The sequence below is a fragment of the Arthrobacter sp. E3 genome (assembly GCF_017353415.1).
Taxonomy (GTDB): Bacteria; Actinomycetota; Actinomycetes; order Actinomycetales; family Micrococcaceae; genus Specibacter.
In genome coordinates, this window is the sequence record NZ_JAFMPX010000051.1 from 1 (window position 1) to 20259 (window position 20259).

Annotated in this window: 16 protein-coding genes; 6 read left to right on the forward strand and 10 right to left on the reverse strand. The window is 60.6% G+C overall.

Annotated features, from left to right (window positions below; genetic code table 11):
• Positions 1 to 139 precede the first annotated feature (139 nt).
• From dusB to JMA46_RS17350, 3 genes are all read right to left on the reverse strand, one after another.
• Complete coding sequence (gene dusB, locus JMA46_RS15520) at positions 140 to 1321, reverse strand: tRNA dihydrouridine synthase DusB (protein ID WP_207346253.1); 1182 nt, start codon at positions 1319 to 1321, stop codon at positions 140 to 142.
• A 142-nt stretch (positions 1322 to 1463) separates the two neighbouring features.
• Positions 1464 to 1802 (reverse strand): hypothetical protein, encoded by a 339-nt coding sequence (locus tag JMA46_RS17345; protein ID WP_247647367.1) that lies wholly within the window; start codon positions 1800 to 1802, stop codon positions 1464 to 1466.
• Positions 1803 to 1850: 48 nt separating this feature from the next.
• On the reverse strand, positions 1851 to 2393 hold the full coding sequence (locus JMA46_RS17350; RefSeq protein ID WP_348770194.1) for an alpha/beta fold hydrolase: 543 nt from the start codon (positions 2391 to 2393) through the stop codon (positions 1851 to 1853).
• Positions 2394 to 2640: 247 nt separating this feature from the next.
• Between JMA46_RS17350 and JMA46_RS15530 the strand changes: the two genes are divergently transcribed.
• The 3 genes from JMA46_RS15530 (at position 2641) to JMA46_RS15540 (ending at position 6460) form a co-directional block, all read left to right on the forward strand.
• A complete protein-coding gene (locus JMA46_RS15530) occupies positions 2641 to 3432 on the forward strand; it encodes an AAA family ATPase (RefSeq protein ID WP_207346254.1) in 792 nt (263 codons plus the stop codon).
• On the forward strand, positions 3433 to 5781 hold the full coding sequence (locus JMA46_RS15535) for a YhgE/Pip domain-containing protein (protein ID WP_207346255.1): 2349 nt from the start codon (positions 3433 to 3435) through the stop codon (positions 5779 to 5781).
• Between the two features lie 94 nt (positions 5782 to 5875).
• A complete protein-coding gene (locus JMA46_RS15540) occupies positions 5876 to 6460 on the forward strand; it encodes a TetR/AcrR family transcriptional regulator (RefSeq protein WP_207346256.1) in 585 nt (194 codons plus the stop codon).
• 350 nt (positions 6461 to 6810) lie between these two features.
• Here JMA46_RS15540 and ppgK read toward each other — a convergent pair whose 3' ends face one another.
• The 5 genes from ppgK to JMA46_RS15565 form a co-directional block, all read right to left on the reverse strand.
• A complete protein-coding gene (gene ppgK, locus JMA46_RS15545; protein ID WP_207346257.1) occupies positions 6811 to 7581 on the reverse strand; it encodes a polyphosphate--glucose phosphotransferase in 771 nt (256 codons plus the stop codon).
• A 107-nt stretch (positions 7582 to 7688) separates the two neighbouring features.
• Positions 7689 to 9362, reverse strand: a complete 1674-nt coding sequence (locus JMA46_RS15550) for a glycoside hydrolase family 13 protein (RefSeq protein WP_207346258.1) — start codon at positions 9360 to 9362, stop codon at positions 7689 to 7691.
• 52 nt (positions 9363 to 9414) lie between these two features.
• On the reverse strand, positions 9415 to 10329 hold the full coding sequence (locus JMA46_RS15555) for a carbohydrate ABC transporter permease (RefSeq protein ID WP_207346259.1): 915 nt from the start codon (positions 10327 to 10329) through the stop codon (positions 9415 to 9417).
• Complete coding sequence (locus JMA46_RS15560) at positions 10329 to 11291, reverse strand: sugar ABC transporter permease (RefSeq protein ID WP_207346260.1); 963 nt, start codon at positions 11289 to 11291, stop codon at positions 10329 to 10331. The genes JMA46_RS15555 and JMA46_RS15560 overlap by 1 nt, the downstream gene beginning before the upstream one ends.
• Positions 11292 to 11310: 19 nt before the next feature.
• A complete protein-coding gene (locus JMA46_RS15565) occupies positions 11311 to 12543 on the reverse strand; it encodes an extracellular solute-binding protein (protein WP_247647369.1) in 1233 nt (410 codons plus the stop codon).
• Positions 12544 to 12773: 230 nt separating this feature from the next.
• On the opposite strand from JMA46_RS15565, the gene JMA46_RS15570 reads away from it, so the two are divergent.
• Both JMA46_RS15570 and JMA46_RS15575 read left to right on the forward strand, forming a co-directional pair.
• On the forward strand, positions 12774 to 13973 hold the full coding sequence (locus JMA46_RS15570) for an ROK family transcriptional regulator (RefSeq protein WP_247647370.1): 1200 nt from the start codon (positions 12774 to 12776) through the stop codon (positions 13971 to 13973).
• A 112-nt stretch (positions 13974 to 14085) separates the two neighbouring features.
• The gene (locus tag JMA46_RS15575; protein ID WP_207346263.1) at positions 14086 to 15549 is read left to right on the forward strand and encodes an NCS1 family nucleobase:cation symporter-1; all 1464 of its coding nucleotides are present in this window, start codon (positions 14086 to 14088) and stop codon (positions 15547 to 15549) included.
• A 72-nt stretch (positions 15550 to 15621) separates the two neighbouring features.
• On the opposite strand, the gene arsA is transcribed toward JMA46_RS15575, so the two are convergent.
• Both arsA and mgtE read right to left on the reverse strand, forming a co-directional pair.
• A complete protein-coding gene (arsA, locus tag JMA46_RS15580) occupies positions 15622 to 17388 on the reverse strand; it encodes an arsenical pump-driving ATPase (protein ID WP_207346264.1) in 1767 nt (588 codons plus the stop codon).
• Between the two features lie 343 nt (positions 17389 to 17731).
• A complete protein-coding gene (gene mgtE / locus JMA46_RS15585; protein WP_207346265.1) occupies positions 17732 to 19090 on the reverse strand; it encodes a magnesium transporter in 1359 nt (452 codons plus the stop codon).
• A gap of 558 nt (positions 19091 to 19648) precedes the next feature.
• On the opposite strand from mgtE, the gene JMA46_RS15590 reads away from it, so the two are divergent.
• Positions 19649 to 20259, forward strand: a 611-nt coding sequence (locus JMA46_RS15590; protein WP_207346266.1) for an MFS transporter, incomplete at its 3' end; no start/stop codon positions are given.

Below are 20259 nucleotides of genomic sequence, written 5' to 3' on the forward strand. Positions count from 1 at the left end.
GCTGCAAATAATATTCATGGACCAACCCACGAATCTCATCCCTTGTATAACCCTTCGTAATTGATGACATGGCTGGCTCCTTTAATCAAAAGACACGAATGACTCACAACCAGCCTGACGTAGAGGGATTGCCGCTAGGCTACCCGCCGGAGACATCCAGTTCGGCGCCAGCAATTTCCACCTTTTGTGAGCCGCTGATGGTGCGCTCATCCAGCCAGCCGGCTGGAAGTGCGGTCCGTTTGGGTGTGCCTGCACGCCCGCGGGGGCCTTCGGCGTCAACTCCGGGATATGGGGAGTCCATGTCGAGCTGGTCCAGCAGGCCGCGCAGCACCTCGAGGGTGGGTACGGCGGCGAGTTGGGCGCGCAGATCACCGCCCACCACATAGCCCTTGAAGTACCAGGCCATGTGCTTGCGGATGTCGCGCAGGGCCTTGTTTTCGTCGTCGAACGTGTCAACTAGCAGCTCGGCGTGGCGGTAAACGGCGGCGGCAACCTCGGCCAAGCCGGGCTTGTGGCGGGTGTCGCTGCCTTCGAAGGCGGCCATGAGGTCACCGAAGAGCCAGGGGCGGCCCTGGCAGCCGCGTCCCACCACCACGCCGTCGACGCCGGTCTGGCGCACCATGGCGATGGCGTCCTCGGCGCTCCAGATGTCGCCATTGCCGAGCACGGGAATGTCGGGGAGGGCTTCGCGCAAGCGTGCAATGGCGTCCCAGTCGGCCTTGCCGGAGTAGAACTGGCTGGCTGTGCGGCCGTGCAACGCGACGGCGGCGACGCCGGAATCCCGCGCAATCCTGCCTGCCTCAAGGTAGGTCAAGTGGTCGTCGTCAATGCCCTTGCGCATCTTGATGGTCAGCGGCAGGCAGCCCTTGGCCGCCTCCCGCACAGCCGTTTGCACGATGGCCGTGAACAGGTCGATCTTCCACGGAAGCGCAGCACCGCCGCCGCGCCGGGTCACTTTCGCCACGGGGCAGCCGAAGTTCAGGTCGATGTGGTCGGCATGGTCTTCCTCGACGAGCATCCGCACGGCCTTGCCCACGGTTTCAGGGTCCACGCCGTAGAGCTGCACCGAGCGGATCTTCTCGTCTTCGTCGTGGCTGATCAGCCGCATCGATTCCGGCGTGCGCTCCACGAGGGCGCGCGAGGTGACCATTTCGGAGACGAAAACGCCGCCACCGTGCTCGCGGCACAGCCTGCGGAAGGCCGTGTTCGTGATTCCGGCCATGGGGGCCAGCACCACGGGGGTGTCCACCGTGATGTTGCCCAGCCTCAAGGGCGGCAGGTCGATTTTGGTGTCGCTGGAGGGGATATCTATAACAGTCACTGGACAATTCTCTCAAACCTGACCAAATTAAGCGCTGCCCCTCCTAGTCACCCCTTCTCGAAAGCACGACGCCGGGGCCGCACCTTCGCTGGTGGGCCCCGGCGCCGCGGCTACTCAAGTCGTACTGCAGCGGACGCTCGGGTCAAGCGGCGCCGCGGACGTGCTGGAGCAGAAGATCCACGAACCGCTCTGGCTGTTCCAGGGCCGGGGCGTGACCGGCACCGGCAAACACCTCTTCGGCGTAGCTGCCACCGTTGGCCGCGTAGCGCTCCAACACGGCGCGGGTTTGGGCCACCATCTGCTGCGCCGGTGCCGCGTCCTCGCCCGGCCAGCCGGGGATGACGCCCGCCTGGCCCAGGAAGTTCAGGTCGAAGGCGGAGGCGTCGGAGACGATGGCATCGGCGTCACCGCGCACCCACAGGATGGGCGGCTTGGCGGGGAGCTCGGCAATGCCGGAGACGTCAAAGTGGCCCGGTGCCATGGTGTTCAACACCCCGCGCGTTCCGGCGGCGAATCCCGGCCAACTTTCCTACGGCATGGAATTGCCCGGGTAGTTGTCCTCACCTGTCGCGGTGGTCAGCATCGATTCAACCCATGTGTCCTCGTGCTCGGAAGTGAAGCCGGTGGAAACGTAGGTTCCCTTGTAGACGGCCCAAGGACCGAGGGTGTTGCCCCGGCTGATGTCGCCCTCTGTGAGCGCGGTCACGAAACCCGGATTGGCCCCGCCTCCCATGCTCCAGCCCACGAGGTGTACGGCTCCGAGCCCCAGCGCCTGCACCACGGAGTGGACGTCGTCGCTGAAGTCCCGAACACCCCGGGTGGCATCGACGGGGGCCGTTTCACTGCCGCCGAAGCCGCGCAGGTCCACGGCGTAGGCGGTCACGTCCTCGGGCAGGGCCAGCAGGATGGGCTGCCAGAACAGGGACGAGGACACGTTTCCGTGAACAAACACGATGGCCGGCCTATCCGTCCGCTGCCCGGAACGAGCCAGCACGTTGGCGGCCAGCCGGTCGGTGTGGACGGTGGTGGCGGCGATGCCTTCAAAGAGCGGCACTGCGGAACTTCTTTTCACGCTGCTGGGGATAGGTTGTGACAAAACTCACTCTAGGGCAGTTTGTGCGCAATCACCGGAAGCCCGGGGAGGGTGCACGTTGGCACCGTGCGCAGCCGGGATCACACTCGTGAATTTGCTATACTGACTAGTCGGTATAAAGATAGACAAATGACAGTCCCCCCGCAGCACACGGCGGCCGGACCACCGATCCAAAAGATCCGCACAGGAGCAACTCCGCGCCGGATCATCCACCAAAGGAACCACTGTGCAGATTCACGCCAACAACCTTGCGCTGTCAGCAGGGCGTGGCCCCGTTTACGGCCCACTCACCTTCAACCTCGACGGCGGACTCTCCGTCCTCCGCGGCGATGCCGGAAGCGGGCGCACCTCGCTGCTGCTCACCCTGGCCGGCCGCATGAAGCACGACGACGGCACGCTGCTCGTGGCAGGACTTGGGCTCCCCCGCCAGCTCCGCGCCGTCCAAACGCTCAGCGCCGTGGCAGGATTCTCCGGCATCGACAGCCTGGAAGAATCCGTCACCGTGGGCGCCACCCTCCGCGAGCGCCTTGCGTGGCTCTCGCCCTGGTGGTCCGTTGTGCGCAAGCTCGACGACGACGCCGTTGCGAACATCTGCGCGCCCGTCTTTGGCGAGCAGCCCATCCCGGCTGCCGGCACACTCATCTGGGACCTCGACGAAACGGAGAAGTTCCTGCTGCGCATCGCCCTGGCCCTGATGGGGCGCCCCAAGGTCTTGTTCGTCGATGACATTGAGCAGATTCGCAACAGCGACTCCCGCGCCATCGTGTGGCACCGGCTGGCAGCCGTGGCCGCCAAGCACACGGATGTAGTTGTCTCCGCATCCTCGCTGGACGCCGCCCTGTGGGAAGACCTGGATATGACCCCCCACATCATCGACATCAGCGCAGACACCCCCACTGCAAACATTGCCGACGACAGCGGCACCGCGGCCGACAGCGCTGCCCCGGGTCCCGCCGTCGTGCCCGGAATGGAAACCGAAACCACACCCCTGCACGAACTCATCAAGGAGAGCGTCTAAATGTTTGCCTTTCTATCCCCCGGCACGGAACTGAGCCGGTTCAAGCGCGGCAAACTGCCCAAAATCGCCGTGGTCGTCATGCTGTTCATCCCGCTGATCTACGGCGCCCTGTACCTGTGGGCGTTCCAGGCCCCGGACAAGCACATGGACTCCCTGCCCGTGGCCCTCGTCAATGAGGACGCCGGCGCCACCAACAACGGTGAGGCAGTTCACGCCGGGCAGGACCTGAGCACGAAGCTGCTGGACGGCATGGACCTGAAATGGGAGCAGACCGACGCTGCGGACGCCGCATCCGGGGTCGCCGACGGCAAGTACTACTTCGCCCTCACCATTCCAGCGGACTTCTCCAAGAACGCCGTCTCGGTCGGCACGGACTCCCCCGCGCAAACTCAGCTCGACGTCGAATTCAACGACTCCAACAACTTTCTCTCCAGCGTCCTGGGCAAGCAGGCCATGGGACAGGTCCGCGACGCCGTATCCGAGCAACTGGGCGAGCAAACTTCCTCAGCCCTGCTCGTTGGATTGCACGACGCCGGTGACGGCCTGCGCGCCGCGGCGGACGGTTCCGCGAAGGTCACCTCCGGCATCGACACGGCCAAGGACGGTGCCGGCAAGCTGGTGGTGGGCATGAAGGACCTGGCCGCGGGCTCGCTCACGCTCAAGGACGGAGCGCTCCAGCTCTCCAACGGGGCAACGTCGCTGTCAACGGGCATCACTTCCCTGGCCGGAGGCGCAGTTACCTTGAACACGGGCGCTTCATCACTGTCCACGGGTGCCCAGTCACTGGCCACGGGCCTGGGGGATCTAAACACGGGCGCCAGCTCGCTTGCCGAAGGCAGCAACACGCTGTCCACGGGAGCTACCGGCCTGGCCACATCGCTGGGCAACGCCGTGCCTAGCGCGCAGAAGCTCGAAACGGGTGCAGCCTCGGTGTCCACCGGTGCAGGCACCTTGTCTGCAAACGCAGCGAAGCTCTCCGGCTCGGCCGCAACGCTCGCCGGCAGTGCGGACACCCTCTCGGCAGGGGCCGCCCAGGCCTCCTCCGAGCTGGCCACCCTCATTTCCACCGCCGAAAACCTGCCGGCCAACACCCCTGCCAGCGCACTGGTGGACAGCCTGAAGAAGTTGCAAGCCGAGGGCGTTCAGCCGTTGGCCACAGGCGCCGGGCAGCTGGCGGCGGGCGCCAACTCGCTGTCCAACGACGGCACCGCTCCCCTGGCCGCTGGCGCTGCACAGCTTGCCACCGGAGCCGGGGAAGTTTCCACCGGCGTCTCCACACTCTCAACAGGCATCAGCGCTGCCGCAACCGGCGCGGACCAGCTGGCCAAGGGTGCCCAGACGCTGAATTCCGGCGCAGCCGCACTCGCCCAGGGCGCCCAGGGCGCTGCGACTGGTTCTGCGGACCTGGCTGCCGGTGCGCAGAAGGTCTCCGGCGGTGCCAGCGCACTGTCCTCCGGCGCGGCCACAGCCAAGGACGGCGCCGCGGCGCTCGCAGCCGGGGCCGGCACGCTCAGCGGCGGCACCTCCGATCTGGCAAACGGCACAGGCACCTTGCTCAACGGAGGTGCCGCGCTCGCCGACGGGGCGGATAAGCTTTCCGTCGGCAGCCATGAACTCACCACCAAACTGCACGACGGCGGCCAGGCCGTCCCGAACGATTCTTCTGACCTGCTGGGGCAGAAGTCGCAGGTACTGGCGAACCCTGTTGCGCTCAACCAGCAGTGGGCCAATGAGTCCGGCAGCTTTGGCGAGGGATTTGCCCCGTTCTTCATTGCGCTGGCCACGTTCGTGGGCGCCTTGATCTCCTGGCTGCTGCTGCGTGCGCTTCCCGTCCGCGCGCTGGCTGCCGGTGCCAACGGCCTGCGCAGTGTGCTGACCGGCCTGCTGCCGGCTCTCGCCATAGGGCTGGGACAGGTGGTCATCATGGTGGCCGTGCTGTTGTGGGGGCTGGACATGAATCCCGCCTACCCGGTGGCCATGGCTGCGTTCATCTACCTGACCACCGTGACGTTCCTGGCGCTACAGCAGATGTTCATCATTGTCTTCGGCACCGCAGCAGGACGCGTGGCCAGCCTGGTGCTGTTGATGCTGATGCTCAGTTCCTCCGGCGGAACGTACCCGGTGGAAACCACTCCCGGCTTCTTCCAAGCGCTGCACCCGTTCATGCCAGCCAGCTATGTAGTGAGCGGGCTTAGGGAGTTGATGACTGGTGGAATAGACTCCCGGTTGTGGGTGTCGGTGGCTTTCCTGGCCCTCGTGGCCATTGGTTCGGTTGCCATCAGCGCCTTCAGTGCCGGACGCCAGCGCGTGTTCTCCATCAAGCGCCTGCACCCAGAACTGGAGATGTAGCCAACAGCGCAAGCCCGGCTGGCCGCCGTCGTCCGTTCTGAACCATCCAGCACCGCCCCGCCCAGTCCAGCCCCGTCCGAGCAAAGGAAATCCCGTGCCCCGCATCTCCGCCACCAAACAGGCCATCTTGGCCGCCGCGCTGGAGCTTGGTGCCACGCACGGGATTTCCGGGACCACCATGGATGAGGTGGCGGAGCGGGCGCGTGTGGCCAAGGGCAGCGTGTATTACAACTTTGCCTCCAAGGACAAGCTGTTTGAGGAACTGCTGACCACGGGGGTGGGGTCGTTGTCGGAGACTCTGCGTGCGGCGCGGGAGTCGGCGGCCGGGTTTGCTGCGATCGAGGCCATGGTTACGGACATGCTGACGCTGATTGCGGATAACCGTGCGCTGGCCAAGATGATGGCGGCGGAGATTTTCCGCACCGACAGGGCGTGGCAAAACACCATGTCGGCCCTGCGGCGCGAGGCCGTGGCGGAGATCGGGACGGCTTTGCTTCCGCTGGTTCCGCTGGGTACGTCCGAGAGCAGCCGGTTGTTGATGGCCGGAGGCATTTTCGGGGCCACACTCATGGGCGGGCTGGAATGGCTGCTGTTCACCCCGGACACACCGGTGGCGGAAGTGGCAGCGGCGATCCTGTTCACTTTCTCGGGAGGCCTGACAAAGGCACCCGCCCCCTAACGCACTCCTCCCCCACCGACGCTCCTGCACTTTCCGGTGTGTTCTTACCGACGCTCCGGCACTTTCGGGGGTGTATTTTCCGGCGCTACTGCAGCAGTGACTGCGGAGCTCATGCCAGAAGGTGTGTGCTCCGCAGTGACAATCCGCACAGTCCGCTTCTCGCGGGCTACCTGGCGCTGTAACTCTTCCATTGCGGCAACAGCGCTTCGACAGTCCGGGGGATTTTTCGCGACGGACCACACCCCTAAGGCAAACGACGACTGCTGCGCGTGGTCCTGTCAAAGCCTCCCTTGCTGGGACCACATGAACTCTTCTCTGGCACTGCGAATCGATTCTGGGTATTGCCCACTTCATCCAACGATCTGGGCTGCACCAATGACGCCGGCAGAATTGTGCAATTGTGCTGGCCTGATAGGTGTGGCCAACAGTATCTGCGGCAGAAATTCTTCATACCGGACTGAGATTCCGCCGCCTATGATGATCAGGTCGGGGGAGAACAAAAATTCCACACGCGATAGATACCGCTGTAGTCGCGAGGAGTATTCAATCCAGCTCAGTCCTTCATTTTCACGAACGACGGCTGAAGTGGTGGTTTCGGCCTTGAGTCCGCCAACTTCCAGGTGGCCCAGTTCAAGGTTGGGCACAAGTTTCCCGTCGATCATCAGGGCCGAACCGATACCTGTGCCCAGAGTGAGGATTAGAACTACACCTTTGTGCCCTTTTCCGGCTCCTCGCGTCGTTTCAGCCAGACCTGCAGCATCAGCGTCGTTAATGACACGGACCGGTCGTTGAAGTGCTTCTTCAAGGAGAATCTCAACTTTCTGGCCTATCCATTCGTCGCTGATGTTCGCGGCCGAACAGGCTATTCCTTGGCGGATGATGGCAGGGAATGCGACTCCGACGGCAGCGAATTGCGATGGAGCGGTTTCCCAGGACTGAACATCGGCGACCACCGCACGCACAGCTTCAGCAATGGCTGCAGGGTTGGCGGGCTGGGGAGTACGTTGTTGGGCGATAGGCCTGCTGAGGGTTCCGGTGGCTGTGTCCACCACACCGTATTTGATGGCGGTGCCGCCAATATCGATGCCAATGCGTAGGGAGTCGGGGGTCATTTTTGCCATGGGTGTTCCGTTCGTTGCTGCAGTCCTGGGTGGGATGTATAACGGGTACTGCCGCCCGACCCAGATTTTGGGCGAGCGGCAGTGCACGGTTTATTAGTGAGCGGGTTCTAGACGAGCCAGACCGTGGCGTTGGCGGGCAGCATCCGATCTGCCAATGGAACGCTGCTCAGGGCTACTGTTCCTTCGGGGAGCTCGACGGCGGTCGTGCCGAAGTTGGTGACGACGGTCCAGCCGTTGGGGCGTACGAAGTGCAGCACGTCAGGGTTGCTATTGCTGGTCCAGGCAAGTTCCTCGGTCGTTTGCAACGACCGCCGTAGGGCCAAAGCGTCGCGGTACATGTTCAGTGTGGAGCCTTCTGGCGCGTCTTGGGCCGAGACTGCGTGTTGGGCAAACCACGCGGGCTGCGGCAGGTGTGGCTGGGAGCTGCTGAACCCAAACGATGTCTGGTCGCTGGTCCAGGGCAATGGTACCCGGCAGCCGTCTCTGCCCTTTTCAATGCCTACATTGCGGAAGAACGCGGGATCCTGGCGATCTGCGTCGGGGATGTCAGCCACTTCATGCAAGCCCAGTTCCTCTCCCTGATACAGGTAAGCAGAACCGGGTAGGGCCAGCATGAAGAGGGTTGCTGCACGGGCGCGGCGCAGACCGAGCTCGCGGTTGAGCTCTGTCTCAGCTCCGCCTGCCAGGATCCAGTCCTTGCCGTCTTGGGTCTTTTCTGGATCTGCCAGCTTCGCCAGCCCATAGCGGGTGGCGTGGCGGACCACGTCGTGGTTGGAGAATACCCAAGTGGAGGATGCTCCGGTGGCTGCGGATTCAGCCAGATTTTTCGTCACGATCGAGGCGAAGGATTCTGCCTCAAAATCTGCCATGAGCAGGTCAAAGTTGAACGCCTGGCCCAAGCCTGCGGTGGACGCGTAACGGGCGCGGCGGGACTGGTCCACCCATGCTTCAGCGACTGCGGTCCGCGGAGGGTTGTACTCATTAAACAGGGCCCGCCACTCGGCATAAATTTCGTGGACATCGTCCCGGTCCCACAATGGATTTGTGCCATTGTTCAGCTTCTCTAGTTCGAGGATTTGGGCCTGAGACGGCAGTGGTTCACTCAGGTCCTTCATCAATGCGTGCGCCACATCGATGCGGAAGCCGTCAACGCCTCGGTCTGACCAGAAACGCAGTGTCTTGAGGAAATCGTCGCGGATCTCCCTGTTGTCCCAATTGAAGTCGGGTTGTTCTGAGGCGAATAGGTGCAAGTACCACTGACCGTCGGCAACCTGGGTCCAGGCGGGTCCGCCAAAGACAGAGGTCCAGTCTGAGGGTGGGAGTTCACCGTTGACCCCTAGGCCGTCACGGAAGATGTAGCGTGCGCGGGCGTCGGAATCTTTTCCAGCTGCAAGTGCTTCTTGGAACCATGCGTGCTGGTTGGAGGAGTGGTTGGGGACGATGTCCACGATGAGTTTCATGCTGGCGTCGTGGAGGGCAGCGGTCATCTGGTCAAAGTCGGTCAGTGTGCCCAGCCGGGGGTCAACGTTGCGGTAGTCGGCCACGTCGTAGCCGCCGTCGGCCAGTTCGGATGGGTAGAAGGGGCTGAGCCAGACAGCATCCACACCCAGGCTTTTCAGGTAAGGAATCTTGGTGGTGATGCCCTTGATGTCGCCCAGTCCGTCAGCATCCGCGTCGTAGAAGCTGCGAGGGTAGATCTGGTAGACAGCGGCTTGACGCCACCAATTTGGATCCGCAGAGAGCAGATCCGGTGTGTGGGCGGAAAGAGCGGAAATAGGCATGGAATGTTCCTTTTCAGTAGTGCGTTTGTTTTGTGTGATTGAAATAGGGGTGCTATTTGACAGCGCCGCGCATGACGCCGGACATGATCCAGCGTTGTGCGAACAGGTACACCAACAGGGTTGGTGCCAGTGCCATGAGGTATGAGGCGAAGGCAAGGGAATAGTTGGTGTTGAACTGTCCTTGGAATAACTGCTGGACTACTGGCAGCGTTTGCAACGCCGGGTCGGCTATGAGCATCTGGGGAAGCAGGAAGTCGTTCCAAGAACCGAGGAAAGCAAAGATGCCAACCGTGGCACTCAAGGGGGCGAGCAGCGGGAAGATGACCTTGCGGAACGTCTGCCAAGTGCTCGCGCCGTCGAGCCTTGCCGCTTCTTCCAGTTCAATGGGGACGGAACGCAGGAACGCGATGAAGAGCAGTGAGTTGAAGGAAATACCGCCCACGATGTGGATGAAGGCAACGCCAAGGGGGTTGTCCAGACCAAACATGGCAGTTTGCTTAATCAAGGGAAGGATCACCACAGGGAACGGCACAAACATCGCTGAAAGCAGGTAAATGTAGGAAAGACGGAAGAATTTCCTGTCCCAATTGCGCACAATCGCGTACGCAACCATGGAGCTGGCAGCCAGTGCGCCCAATACCGAAAGGACGGTGATGAAGGCTGTGGACATGAATGCAGCAGGATAGTTGGTCAGGACAAATGCTTGGGAGAAGTTTTGCCATTGTGGATCCGCCGGCCATGCGAAACCGGTGCCTGAGGCTGCCTGTTCGGGGGATTTCAGCGCCATGCTAATGGTGAAGTACAGCGGCACCATGATGGTCAGGGATGCCACAAGCATCAATGCGGTCATCCACCAGTTGACTTTAAATCCTTCCCGGCGCGTGCGCCGGATTTTGGTCTGGAGGGTGCCGTCCAGCTGCTCGGGTCCGTGGAGTTCTGGGCGCAGGTCCGTTAATGCTGTTGTCATTACAGTGAAACCTCCCGGCGGCGCAGTACTTGCAACTGCAGCAGCGAAATGATGAGTGTGATGATGAAGAAGATGATGGCGTTGGCCATTTGGTAGGAGTAGTCACCGCCGGCAAAGCCGGAGAAGATGCGCATGGCCACGGATTGGGTTGCCGTGCCGGGCCCGCCACCTGTCAGGGCCACAATGATCTCGTAGGTGCCCAGGTAGCCCTTGAATCCAAGGATGATGTTGATGACCACATATCCAGCGATAAGGGGAAGAGAGATGCTGCGCACTTGGCGCCATGCTCCTGCCCCGTCAAGGGAGGCTGCCTCAGTGACGTCTGGGGAGATACTTTGCAGGCCGGCCAGGTAGATGATGGTGGCTCCAGGCGCAGCTTGCCAGACGGTAACGAAGACGATCGCTGCCCAGGCCCACTGCTCATTGGCCAGGATGCTGGTGGCCAGGGGGGTAATTCCCAAACTTTCAGCGATGGTGGGCACGGTGTTGGAGAACAGGTAGTTGAAGACATAGGCAATGATCAGTCCGGAGAGCACCATGGGGATGAAGTAGATGCCGCGGATACCTGTCTTCCATTTGATCCGGGAGTTCAGGCCCAGAGCTAACAGCAGAGCCACCACATTTACTGCAACGGTTGCCACGATGGCGAAGAAGAACGTGAACGCATACGAGGCAAGTATTTCCGGGTCAGTAAAAATATTCTGAAAATTCCGCAGGCCCACCATTTTCCAGTCGCCGTAGCCTGCGTAGTTGGTGAAACTGAAGAAGCCACCAATGACGGCCGGGACGGTGCTGAACAATGCGAACAGCACCAGGACCGGGATGATCATCCAGTAATAGGTCGGATCAACCTTGCGGTGGGCACGCAGTCGCGCAGGAACTGCAGGGGTGGTGACCTTTTTTCCCTCTGTGTCATCGTTGGGTGACAGTGCTGGCGCACGGACGTCGGCTGGGGCGGTCATGATTGTCTCCTTCAAGGGACTAGGCGTTGCGGGTGGCAACACGGTGCCAGGCGTCGTCGAGGGTGGTCAGGAATGCCTTGTCGTTTCTGTTCAGGGCCAAGGTTTGGAAGTAGTTGTTCAACGTGATGGCTGGTGGAAAGTAGTTGGTCACATTGAGGTAGTACTTGCCGGAAGTGATCAGCGGCTGAAGTCCGGAAATCTGGGGGTTGGCGTTCACTGTTGCTTCCTTCAGGGGCGAGAAAGCGGAGAACTTGTTGTTGTAGGCATTGACCACAGCTGGGTCCATGAGATAGCTGACGAAGCGTTTGGCCGCTTCGAGCCTTGGTGTGGAGCGGACGATGGAAAAAGTCATGTCCAAGGTGACTTGGGCCTTGGTCTCAGCCGGATCCTCACTCATGGGCAGGGCAAAAATACCCACTTTGAGATCCGGATTGATGGTGGTCAATTCCGACAGTGCCCATGGGCCCTGCATGTACATGGCGGCGCCGCCCTTGGCGAAGGCTGCGTTGCCATCGGTATAGGACCGGCTGCCAGCGCCCTTTTGCATGAACCCCAAGATTTTCAGGAACTTGTCTGTAGCGATTTTAAAATCACTGCCGAAGGAGACATCTGGATTGCTCTTCAAGTCCTCGGCCGTCAGTGGCATGCGTGAGAAGAAATCAGCAAGGTCCACTGTGCCCCCAGATGCGTAGCCATAGGGTTGGCCCAGCGTCCACGAGTCTTTGAACGTGCCGTAGATCGGTGTCAGCCCAGCCGCCTGGAATTTAGTGCATGCCCCCAGAAACTCGCTCCATGTGGTGGGTACGTCCACACCGTGCTGGGAAAACAATGCTTTGTTGTATATGACGCCGGCAGCTGCCAGCGAGAATGGCAGTGCGCTCAGTTCCGAGTCTTGGTATTGCCCGAAGGAGTTGATGAGTTCCAGAGCCTTTGGATCTGTCATGGCTGCTGCCGGAAGATCGGAGAGGTCGGCGAAGATGCCCTTCCTGGTGAAGTCTGCAACTGTCACCGAGTAGGCGTTGGTCACCACATCGGCCGGACTGTCGCGGATCAGCCCGGGAACCCAATTACCAGCGTTGAAGTCCTGAACCACACGGATGTCCGGATTCTTTGACTCAAAGTCCTTGATGAGAGCGTTGAAGTACTCCACCACTTCGGGCTTGTTCTGCTGCAAGCGAATGGTGGTGATGGTACCCGCAGCAGCACCCGAGCAAGCAGGCAGCACTAGACCTGCGGCAGCAACGGCTGCCATGGAAAGCAACTTTCTACGGGTAGGGCCAGTGGCGCTCACAGCACAGTTCCCACGGCGGATGGGGAAACAGCTTTCATCAAAAAACTCCCTTGTTCTTTCGGGCGGAGGTAGATCTGTCGCACGACCGTGGAATAGATCGCCAAATATGATTTGAGACATATATTTAGATTCTAAATTTATGCCCTGTTAGTATTATGTGCATCACAGGGCAAGACGTCAAGGGGCAATTCTTGGAACTCACGGCAAACTCTTCCCAGCGTCTGCGTCGTACCAACATGGAGGCCATCCTGGCTGTCATGCGTCGTTCCGACGCGGTCACTGGCACTGACCTCATCGAAGCGACCGGCCTGGCACGCGCAACGGTTATTGCCGTATGTGACGACCTGATCCAGGCCGGCTGGGTTCGCGAGTTAGCACCGCAGAAGGTGACAGTGCAGAAGGGTCGCCCAGCAAGAGTGTTCGAATTCGATGCGCGAGCAGGAGTCGTTGTCGGCCTGGATTTTGGGTCTGAAAAGACCACTGCACTTGTTGCTGATCTTCGCGGAAACATATTGGGGAAGGCCACCGAGAGCCTGGGCGGGTTCACGGCCCCGGATGCCCAGCGCCTAGCCACCATCGAAAAGGCGCTCGGGAAGGCTTTGGCCGACGCCGACGCACGACATGCAGACGTCTTGGTTGCCGGTGTGGGCATCGCCGCACCGGTGGACCGTAGCGGCAATATTTCCCACAGCCAACTTTTTTGGGAAAGCTTTGACATCGGCATCCAAGAAAACCTGCGTGACCGTTTTGGCTGGCCAGTGCTTTTGGCAAATGACGCTAACCTTGCGGCCATGGCCGAACATTGGATGGGTGTGGGCCGGGGTGTCAACGACCTGGCCGTCATGCTGGCAGGGGAACGCATCGGATTCGGATTGATGGATTCCGGCCAGCTATTACATGGTGCATCCGGGCGCAGTGGTGAAGTCGGGCTCCTAGACTTGGTCGATGGTGTCGGTACACCAGAAGGAATTGCAGCATTGGCTCGTGACATGGCGGCTGCCGCTTGCAAAAAGGGCTCTCCTGCGACAGTTCTGGCAACGCTGGCCGATATCAGCGGAGTGGGTATCACCGCTGAGGCCGTCTTTGCCGCGGCAGCCCAAGGCGACCTTGTCTCTGCGCAGATACTTGATGCCATAGGTAGGCGCATGGCCCGCGTCGTAGCCATAATGGCAACGTTTATGGACCCAGAACTAGTGGTGATTGGTGGGGCAGTGGCAGCATCCTCAAGCATTTTGTTGACACCACTCCGAACCGAACTGGCTCGTTACATGCCCAACCCGCCGAGGGTCGAGGTGTCCACACTCGGGGACGCAATCGTCACACTCGGAGCCGTCCGGTTAGCTTTGGACTACGTGGAAAAGCACGCTTTGAATCTGGACTTGGGCGATTGACAACCAGTTCAATGGAGGATCATACTGACTCCATAATTCGTAGTGATTCATACCACAGGACAATTTCCTCGCATGATGAAGATTGGTACCTTCAAAGAAGAAGCTGACTGACATGTCAAAAATTCCGCCGGGGCTGAGTCCACGCCTCTACAATGAAGATCTCGCTCCAGCCGAACATCGTAAATGGGGCACTTACTCGCTTTTTGCGATGTGGATGTCCGATGTTCACTCACTCGGCGGTTATACCTTTGCAGCTGGACTATTCGCGCTCGGCCTCGGCGCCTGGCAGGTGTTTCTAGCGCTGATTGTTGGAATCTTCATCGTCTACTTCCTAGTGAACCTCTCCGGGTACGCAGGGCAGAAAACGGGCGTCCCATTCCCTGTGATATCTCGCATTTCCTTCGGTACGTTTGGCGCTAATCTGCCCGCGCTGATCCGTGCGATTGTGGCCATTGCTTGGTATGGAATCCAGACCTGGCTCGCTTCACGGGCCGTGATCGTACTCCTTTTGCAGATCTGGCCTGGTTTGAAGTTCATGACCACCAATGACTTCCTCGGTGAATCGACATTGGGATGGTTGGCTTTTCTGGTGGTGTGGGCACTGCAGTTGCTTCTACTGCGCAACGGGATGGAAACGATTAGAAAATACCAGGAGTGGGCGGGACCGGCCATTTGGGCTGTTCTGCTGGTGCTCGTGTTCTATATTCTGGCCAAGGCTGGCTGGAACGTCTCGTTCACGTTGCCCGGTGGCGACGCGCGGTGGGGCATCTGGCAGGCGTTCTTCGCGGCAGTTTCACTGACCATCGCGTACTTCTCAACACTGATGCTCAACTTCTGTGACTTCGCCCGGTTCGCCCCCACCAAACAGGCGGTGCGCCGTGGGAATCTATGGGGCCTGCCCGTAAATTTCATCGCCTTCTCCGTGGTGTCGGTGATCGTGACGACGGGAACTTTCCAGGTCTATGGAGAGCACATTTATGATCCAGTCGACATCGTCGGTCGAATCGGCAACGTCTGGGTGATTTTACTCGGGGCGGTGACGTTCATCGTCGCTACTCTTGGCATCAACGTCGTCGCAAACTTCGTCTCACCTGCGTATGACCTGGCCAACTTGTATCCCAAGAAGATCGACTTCAAAACAGGTGGTCTGATTAGCGCGATCATCGCGATCCTGATCACCCCGTGGAATCTCTTCAACAGCCCGGTGGCCGTCAACCTCTTCCTTGGTGGTCTTGGAGCACTCCTTGGGCCGCTGTTCGGAATCATCATGATCGATTACTACGTGCTGCGGAAACAGCACGTAGACGTCATGGGGTTGTTCCGTGAAGACGGCCACTACACGTATTCTCGTGGCTGGAACCCGAAGGCGCTGGTCTCATTCCTCATCGCAGCCATCATTTCGCTCGTTCTTGCCTTGGTTCCGGGCTTCGGTGCCTTTTCGGCGTTCTCCTGGCCCATCGGAGCTGTCATCGGTGCCGTCATCCACTACCTGCTGTCCAGAAACGACACCTCACTACAAGCCGCAGTGACGGCAGCAATCGCGAGCGAGAACGAAAATCAGCTTCCACTCCCCTGAACGTTGACAACGTTTAGACCTCAGTCATGGCCACCTTGAGCTGCATGCCGGACATCAAGACAGACATGCCCCCTAAACGGCAAGTTGGGGAACGACGGCGGCCAAAGCTGAGAGCTTCTCTTCACCGACTGGTTCCTCGGGCAGCAAGGGGATGAGGGCAACCCGATCCGTCAGAGTTCGCACCTTCGCTATCTGTTGAATTTCGCTTGCAGCGCGGCCCCGCAGGAACGGAGATTGGGGGTGTGCCGCGGCGATCGAGTTGTTAACCACCCAGGCCCACGGGTGAATCCCGGCCCGTTCCAAATCTTCCTGCAATTCTTCCGCTTCGAGCACAGGTGTCGTTTCAGCCAAGGTGACAAGAATGACCTTGGTCAGTGCCGGGTCCTGAAGACGCATGAGTGGCGTCACGAACCCCATTGTGTCGCCCGCCTGACGGGCGATCTCACGGTGGTAGGAACCAGTGGCATCCAGAAGCAGCAACGTGTGGCCTGTCGGTGCTGTGTCGATCACCACAAAGTGGCGGCGGGATTCCTGCACCATCTTGGAGAACTGCCGGAATACAGCGACTTCATCGGTGCATGGGGACATGAGATCCTCGGCCAAGGCAGCGCGTCCTTCCGCGTCCAGGCTGCGACCCTTGGTAGCCATAACATGGTTTCGGTATTCCTGGATGGCCGCTCCCGGATCAATGCGTGAAACCGTCAGGCCAGGGATGGAACCATGAAGCGTTTCAGTCAGGTGTGCTGCAGGATCGGTCGTGGTGAGATGGACAGCATGCCCACGTTTGGCCAAGGCGATCGCGATGGCTGCGGCTACAGTGGTCTTCCCGACGCCGCCCTTGCCCATGCACATGACGAGTCCGTGGCCGCCCTTCTCCGCTTCATCCACCAGTGCAGCCAGCGGGGCGTCCTCGACCCCTGCGTCCACAACTGCCTCGGCCAGAACACCCGTGACGGGAGCATTCGTCAACAAGGACTCAAGTGCGAGAATGCCAACCATGTTCCCTGGCTTCAAATCGAGCACATCTCGGGGGAGGCTGGCGACGGTTTCGGGGATAGCAGCGATGGCCGCGCTCTCCCGGTCTCGCACGGCCAGCGCCAGTTCTTCCTCACCGGCGGCAGACGGCAGGACACCATTGATGACGACGTAACCACCACCGATGCCGATCTGGTTGAGTTCACGATAGGTCCGCTCGATCTCCCTCAGGGACGAGGTCTGGGCCCGGCTGACCAAGACAAGCCGGGTCCGGGCCGGGTCTGTGAGGACCTGGACAGCTTTGGCGTAGACCAGTTTATGCTTTTCGAGTCCTGCTAGTGGCCCTAGGCAGGATGGGTCTCCCTTGCCTGCGGCCAGGAAATCGGTCCATGAACCGGGCAGTTGCAGGAGGCGGATGGTGTGGCCTGTCGGGGCCGTATCGAAGACGATGTGGTCATACTCGCCGTAGGAACTCTCGTCGGCGAGAAGATTGGTGAACTCGTCAAAGGAGGCAATCTCAGTGGTGCAGGAACCGGACAGACTCTCAGCAATACTGGCCAACTCGGCCTCCGGAACGTGTCCGCGAATAGGTCCCAGAATCCGCTCGCGGTATCCATCGGCGGCCTGCCCCGGGTCAATTTCCAGCGCGGAAAGGCCCGGCACTTCGGGGATGGCAGTAACCACGTTCCCGACGGTTACGCCAAAGACCTGTCCCACATTGGAGGCGGGATCGGTACTGACCAGCAGGACCTTCTTACCCTCCCTCGCAAGGATGATCGCCGTCGCACAGGCCACTGACGTCTTGCCCACCCCGCCCTTGCCGGTAAAGAAAACGAACCGGGGTGTGTTCTGGAGAAACTTCATGACGTTCCTAGCAGCAGCTCGTAGGACGGCCGAAGCAGGGAGCGGTTTCGTGGACTCGAATAGCAGGCATACGATTCTCCTTGGTTTTTGTGGTGCTGCCACTCGATGACGAGCAACATAGCCCCACGCCCTCAGCTCACTCCCCCGCAGCGGCTAAGCAACGATCAGACGCTCCCACCACTATATCGATAATTATCAATGCATAGTAGATATGCTGTTGGCGTCGAGGTCAACGATGCCGATCGTCGGCGACGCCGCAACACCCCGGAATATGCAGGAGGGTCGTGGATAAACGGCCCGAAAGTGCTGGAGCGTCGGTAGGTGGGGCGGGGCGTGCTTCTGGTTAGAGGCCCAGAATGCTGGTGGCTATCAGGAAGTAGATAATCAGCCCTGTTGCATCGACGAACGTTGAAATGAACGGGTTGGAGAACACGGCCGGATCCGCCCTCACTGCCTTCCCTAGGAGCGGCATGAGCCCGCCAATGCTGGCGGCCATGGTGCACACTCCCAGCAGGGTCAGCCCAATCACCCAACCGATGGGCACGGTGAAGAAAATCGAAGCGATCACGAAGCCGAGCGTGCCCAGCAGCAATCCCAGAAACGCGCCAACGCGCACCTCACGGGCAAAGACTTTGAAGACGTCGCTCGGCCGCACGTCGCCCAGCGCCAGTGCACGGGTGATGGTTGTGGCTGCCTGGTTGCCGGTGTTTCCCCCGGTGCCGATCAGCAGCGGGATGAAAAGGGACAGCACCACCTGTTGTTCAAGGGTTGCCTCGAAGGCGCCGATGACCTGGACGGTCAGCGTTGCACCCAGTGCGAGCACCAACAACCACACCACCCGGGCACGCACAATGCTGCTGACCGGGGTGGCCAGGTAGGGGCGCCGCAGCGGTTCTGTACCACCGGCACGGGCAGCGTCCTCGCTTTCAGCGTCTTCCAGGATTTGCAATGCATCATCAACCGTCAAAATGCCCACAATGCGGCCCTCGGCGTCGACAATCGGCAGCACCAGCACCTTGGCATCGGCACAGTAGCGGGCTGCCTCCTCCACGTCCTCGGTGGCAGGGAAGCTCAGCGGGCGCTTCATGATGTCTGCAATCAGCACGGCGTCGTCGGCTCGCAGGACATCGCGCAACGACACCACGCCCACCAGGTGCCGCCCGGCGTCCGTGACGGGGATCGTGTAGACGCTCTCGGCGTCGTCCAGCTGCGACTTCACCCGGGCGAACGTCTCCCGGATGGAAAGCTGCGGATGGGTTGTCACGAACTCAGGGCTCATGTAGCGCCCCACGGCACCCTGCGGGTATCCGAGCACCGTGCTTGTCAGTGCCCGGTCCTTGTCGCTGAGCCCGGAAATCAGGCGTTGGGCCACGGAGGCTGGGAGCTCATCCAGCAAAGCCACCCGGTCATCGGGACTCAGCTCCGCAAAGACTTCAGCAACTTCAACGTCCTGCAATCCCTCAACCAGATCAGCCTGCAGTCCGGCATCCAGACGCTCAAAGACCTCCATGGCCCGGTCCTTGGGCAGCGTGCGGTATGAAACAGCCCGGTCAATGGTGTTCAGGCGTTCCAGTTGCTCGAGGGTTTCGTTCACGTTCAGGGGATGCAGCGCCTGTGAAACGGCGGCGAGATCCTGGTTGGCGAGGCCCTTGCCCAGGAGTTCAGCGCTGTCCGCAAAAGTTTGGACGGGGTATTTGATCATGATCCGGTTCCCTCCGTTGAAAGCACGCGCAATCACGCCGCAGGATGATCCGCGGGGCGTGTGCAGGAATTGGGTGGCGAAGGCTAAGGCGCTACCGCACGAATCCCCGAAGGCCGTAAGGGAAGCTCCTGGCCGCTGCACCGCAGGTGCGAAGCTACCCTGCCTTGCGAAGGACACTGCGGAGGATTTCCGTGTGCCGCCGCGGGTGGCGGGGATTAGAAGGAGGCTGGTTCCCGGTGGCGCAGGCTGGGCTCGCGCGGTGCGGTAGATCGACTATGTCCATCATCCATGTGCGGTCCACCTCCAACTTCTACGGCTCCGGGGAGCGAAATCACGGCCACTGGGAGGGATCTGCAAACAATCCGTGGCATCCATGCCATCCTAGTCCACTGGCGATGGGAACTGGACATCTCTGGATTCCCGGCCTTTCCCTGCAAACTAAACCATTGTGTTCACTGCTTTATCAGCCTAAGAATGAAGCATGACGGTCACCTTGAAGACCTTGCAAACAAAGGCCCGCGTCGCGTCCAGCGCACTTGCAGTCCGGGCAGCGCACTGATGTCCGCGGCCGGGGTCGGTTTCCGTTCCGAGCGCGGCCCGGTCCTCATTGCACTGATGGTCAGCATGGGGCTCGTGGCGCTGGACTCAACGGTGTTGGCGACGGCGGTTCCTTCCATCGTGGAAAGCTTGGGCGGTTTCGCTTCCTTCCCGTGGTTGTTCTCGGTCTACCTTCTCGCCCAGGCCGTCTCTGTGCCTGTCTACTCCAAGCTCTCCGATACCCTGGGGCGCAAACCTGTCATGCTGGCCGGGATCGGCATCTTCATGTTGGGCTCAATCCTGGCAGGATTCGCATGGAGCATGCCCGTGCTAATCATCTGCCGCACCATCCAAGGGCTCGGCGCAGGCGCCATCCAGCCTGCCACCACAACCATCGCCGGAGACATCTACACCGTCGAGGAACGGGCCAAGGTCCAGGGATACCTCTCAGGTGTCTGGGCGATAGCCGCCGTGCTCGGCCCCGCGATTGGCGGCCTATTTTCCCAAATTGGCTATCCATGTAACTGCCGTGATGTCGGGGGCTGCGCGTATTGTGTGGCTCATGATGGATGTGCCAGTGGAGGGCCGGGATTTTCCGGGATCATTGCCCGAACTGCGGGCATGGTTCCGGT

Coding starts and splice junctions, on each gene's coding strand:
- JMA46_RS17345 (WP_247647367.1), bottom strand. CDS start 1,802: ATGGCACCGGGCCACTTTGACGTCTCCGGCATTGCCGAGCTCCCCGCC.
- JMA46_RS15535 (WP_207346255.1), top strand. CDS start 3,433: ATGTTTGCCTTTCTATCCCCCGGCACGGAACTGAGCCGGTTCAAGCGC.
- ppgK (WP_207346257.1), bottom strand. CDS start 7,581: ATGGCAAAAATGACCCCCGACTCCCTACGCATTGGCATCGATATTGGC.
- JMA46_RS15550 (WP_207346258.1), bottom strand. CDS start 9,362: ATGCCTATTTCCGCTCTTTCCGCCCACACACCGGATCTGCTCTCTGCG.
- JMA46_RS15555 (WP_207346259.1), bottom strand. CDS start 10,329: ATGACAACAGCATTAACGGACCTGCGCCCAGAACTCCACGGACCCGAG.
- JMA46_RS15560 (WP_207346260.1), bottom strand. CDS start 11,291: ATGACCGCCCCAGCCGACGTCCGTGCGCCAGCACTGTCACCCAACGAT.
- JMA46_RS15565 (WP_247647369.1), bottom strand. CDS start 12,543: ATGGCAGCCGTTGCTGCCGCAGGTCTAGTGCTGCCTGCTTGCTCGGGT.
- JMA46_RS15575 (WP_207346263.1), top strand. CDS start 14,086: ATGTCAAAAATTCCGCCGGGGCTGAGTCCACGCCTCTACAATGAAGAT.
- arsA (WP_207346264.1), bottom strand. CDS start 17,388: ATGAAGTTTCTCCAGAACACACCCCGGTTCGTTTTCTTTACCGGCAAG.
- mgtE (WP_207346265.1), bottom strand. CDS start 19,090: ATGATCAAATACCCCGTCCAAACTTTTGCGGACAGCGCTGAACTCCTG.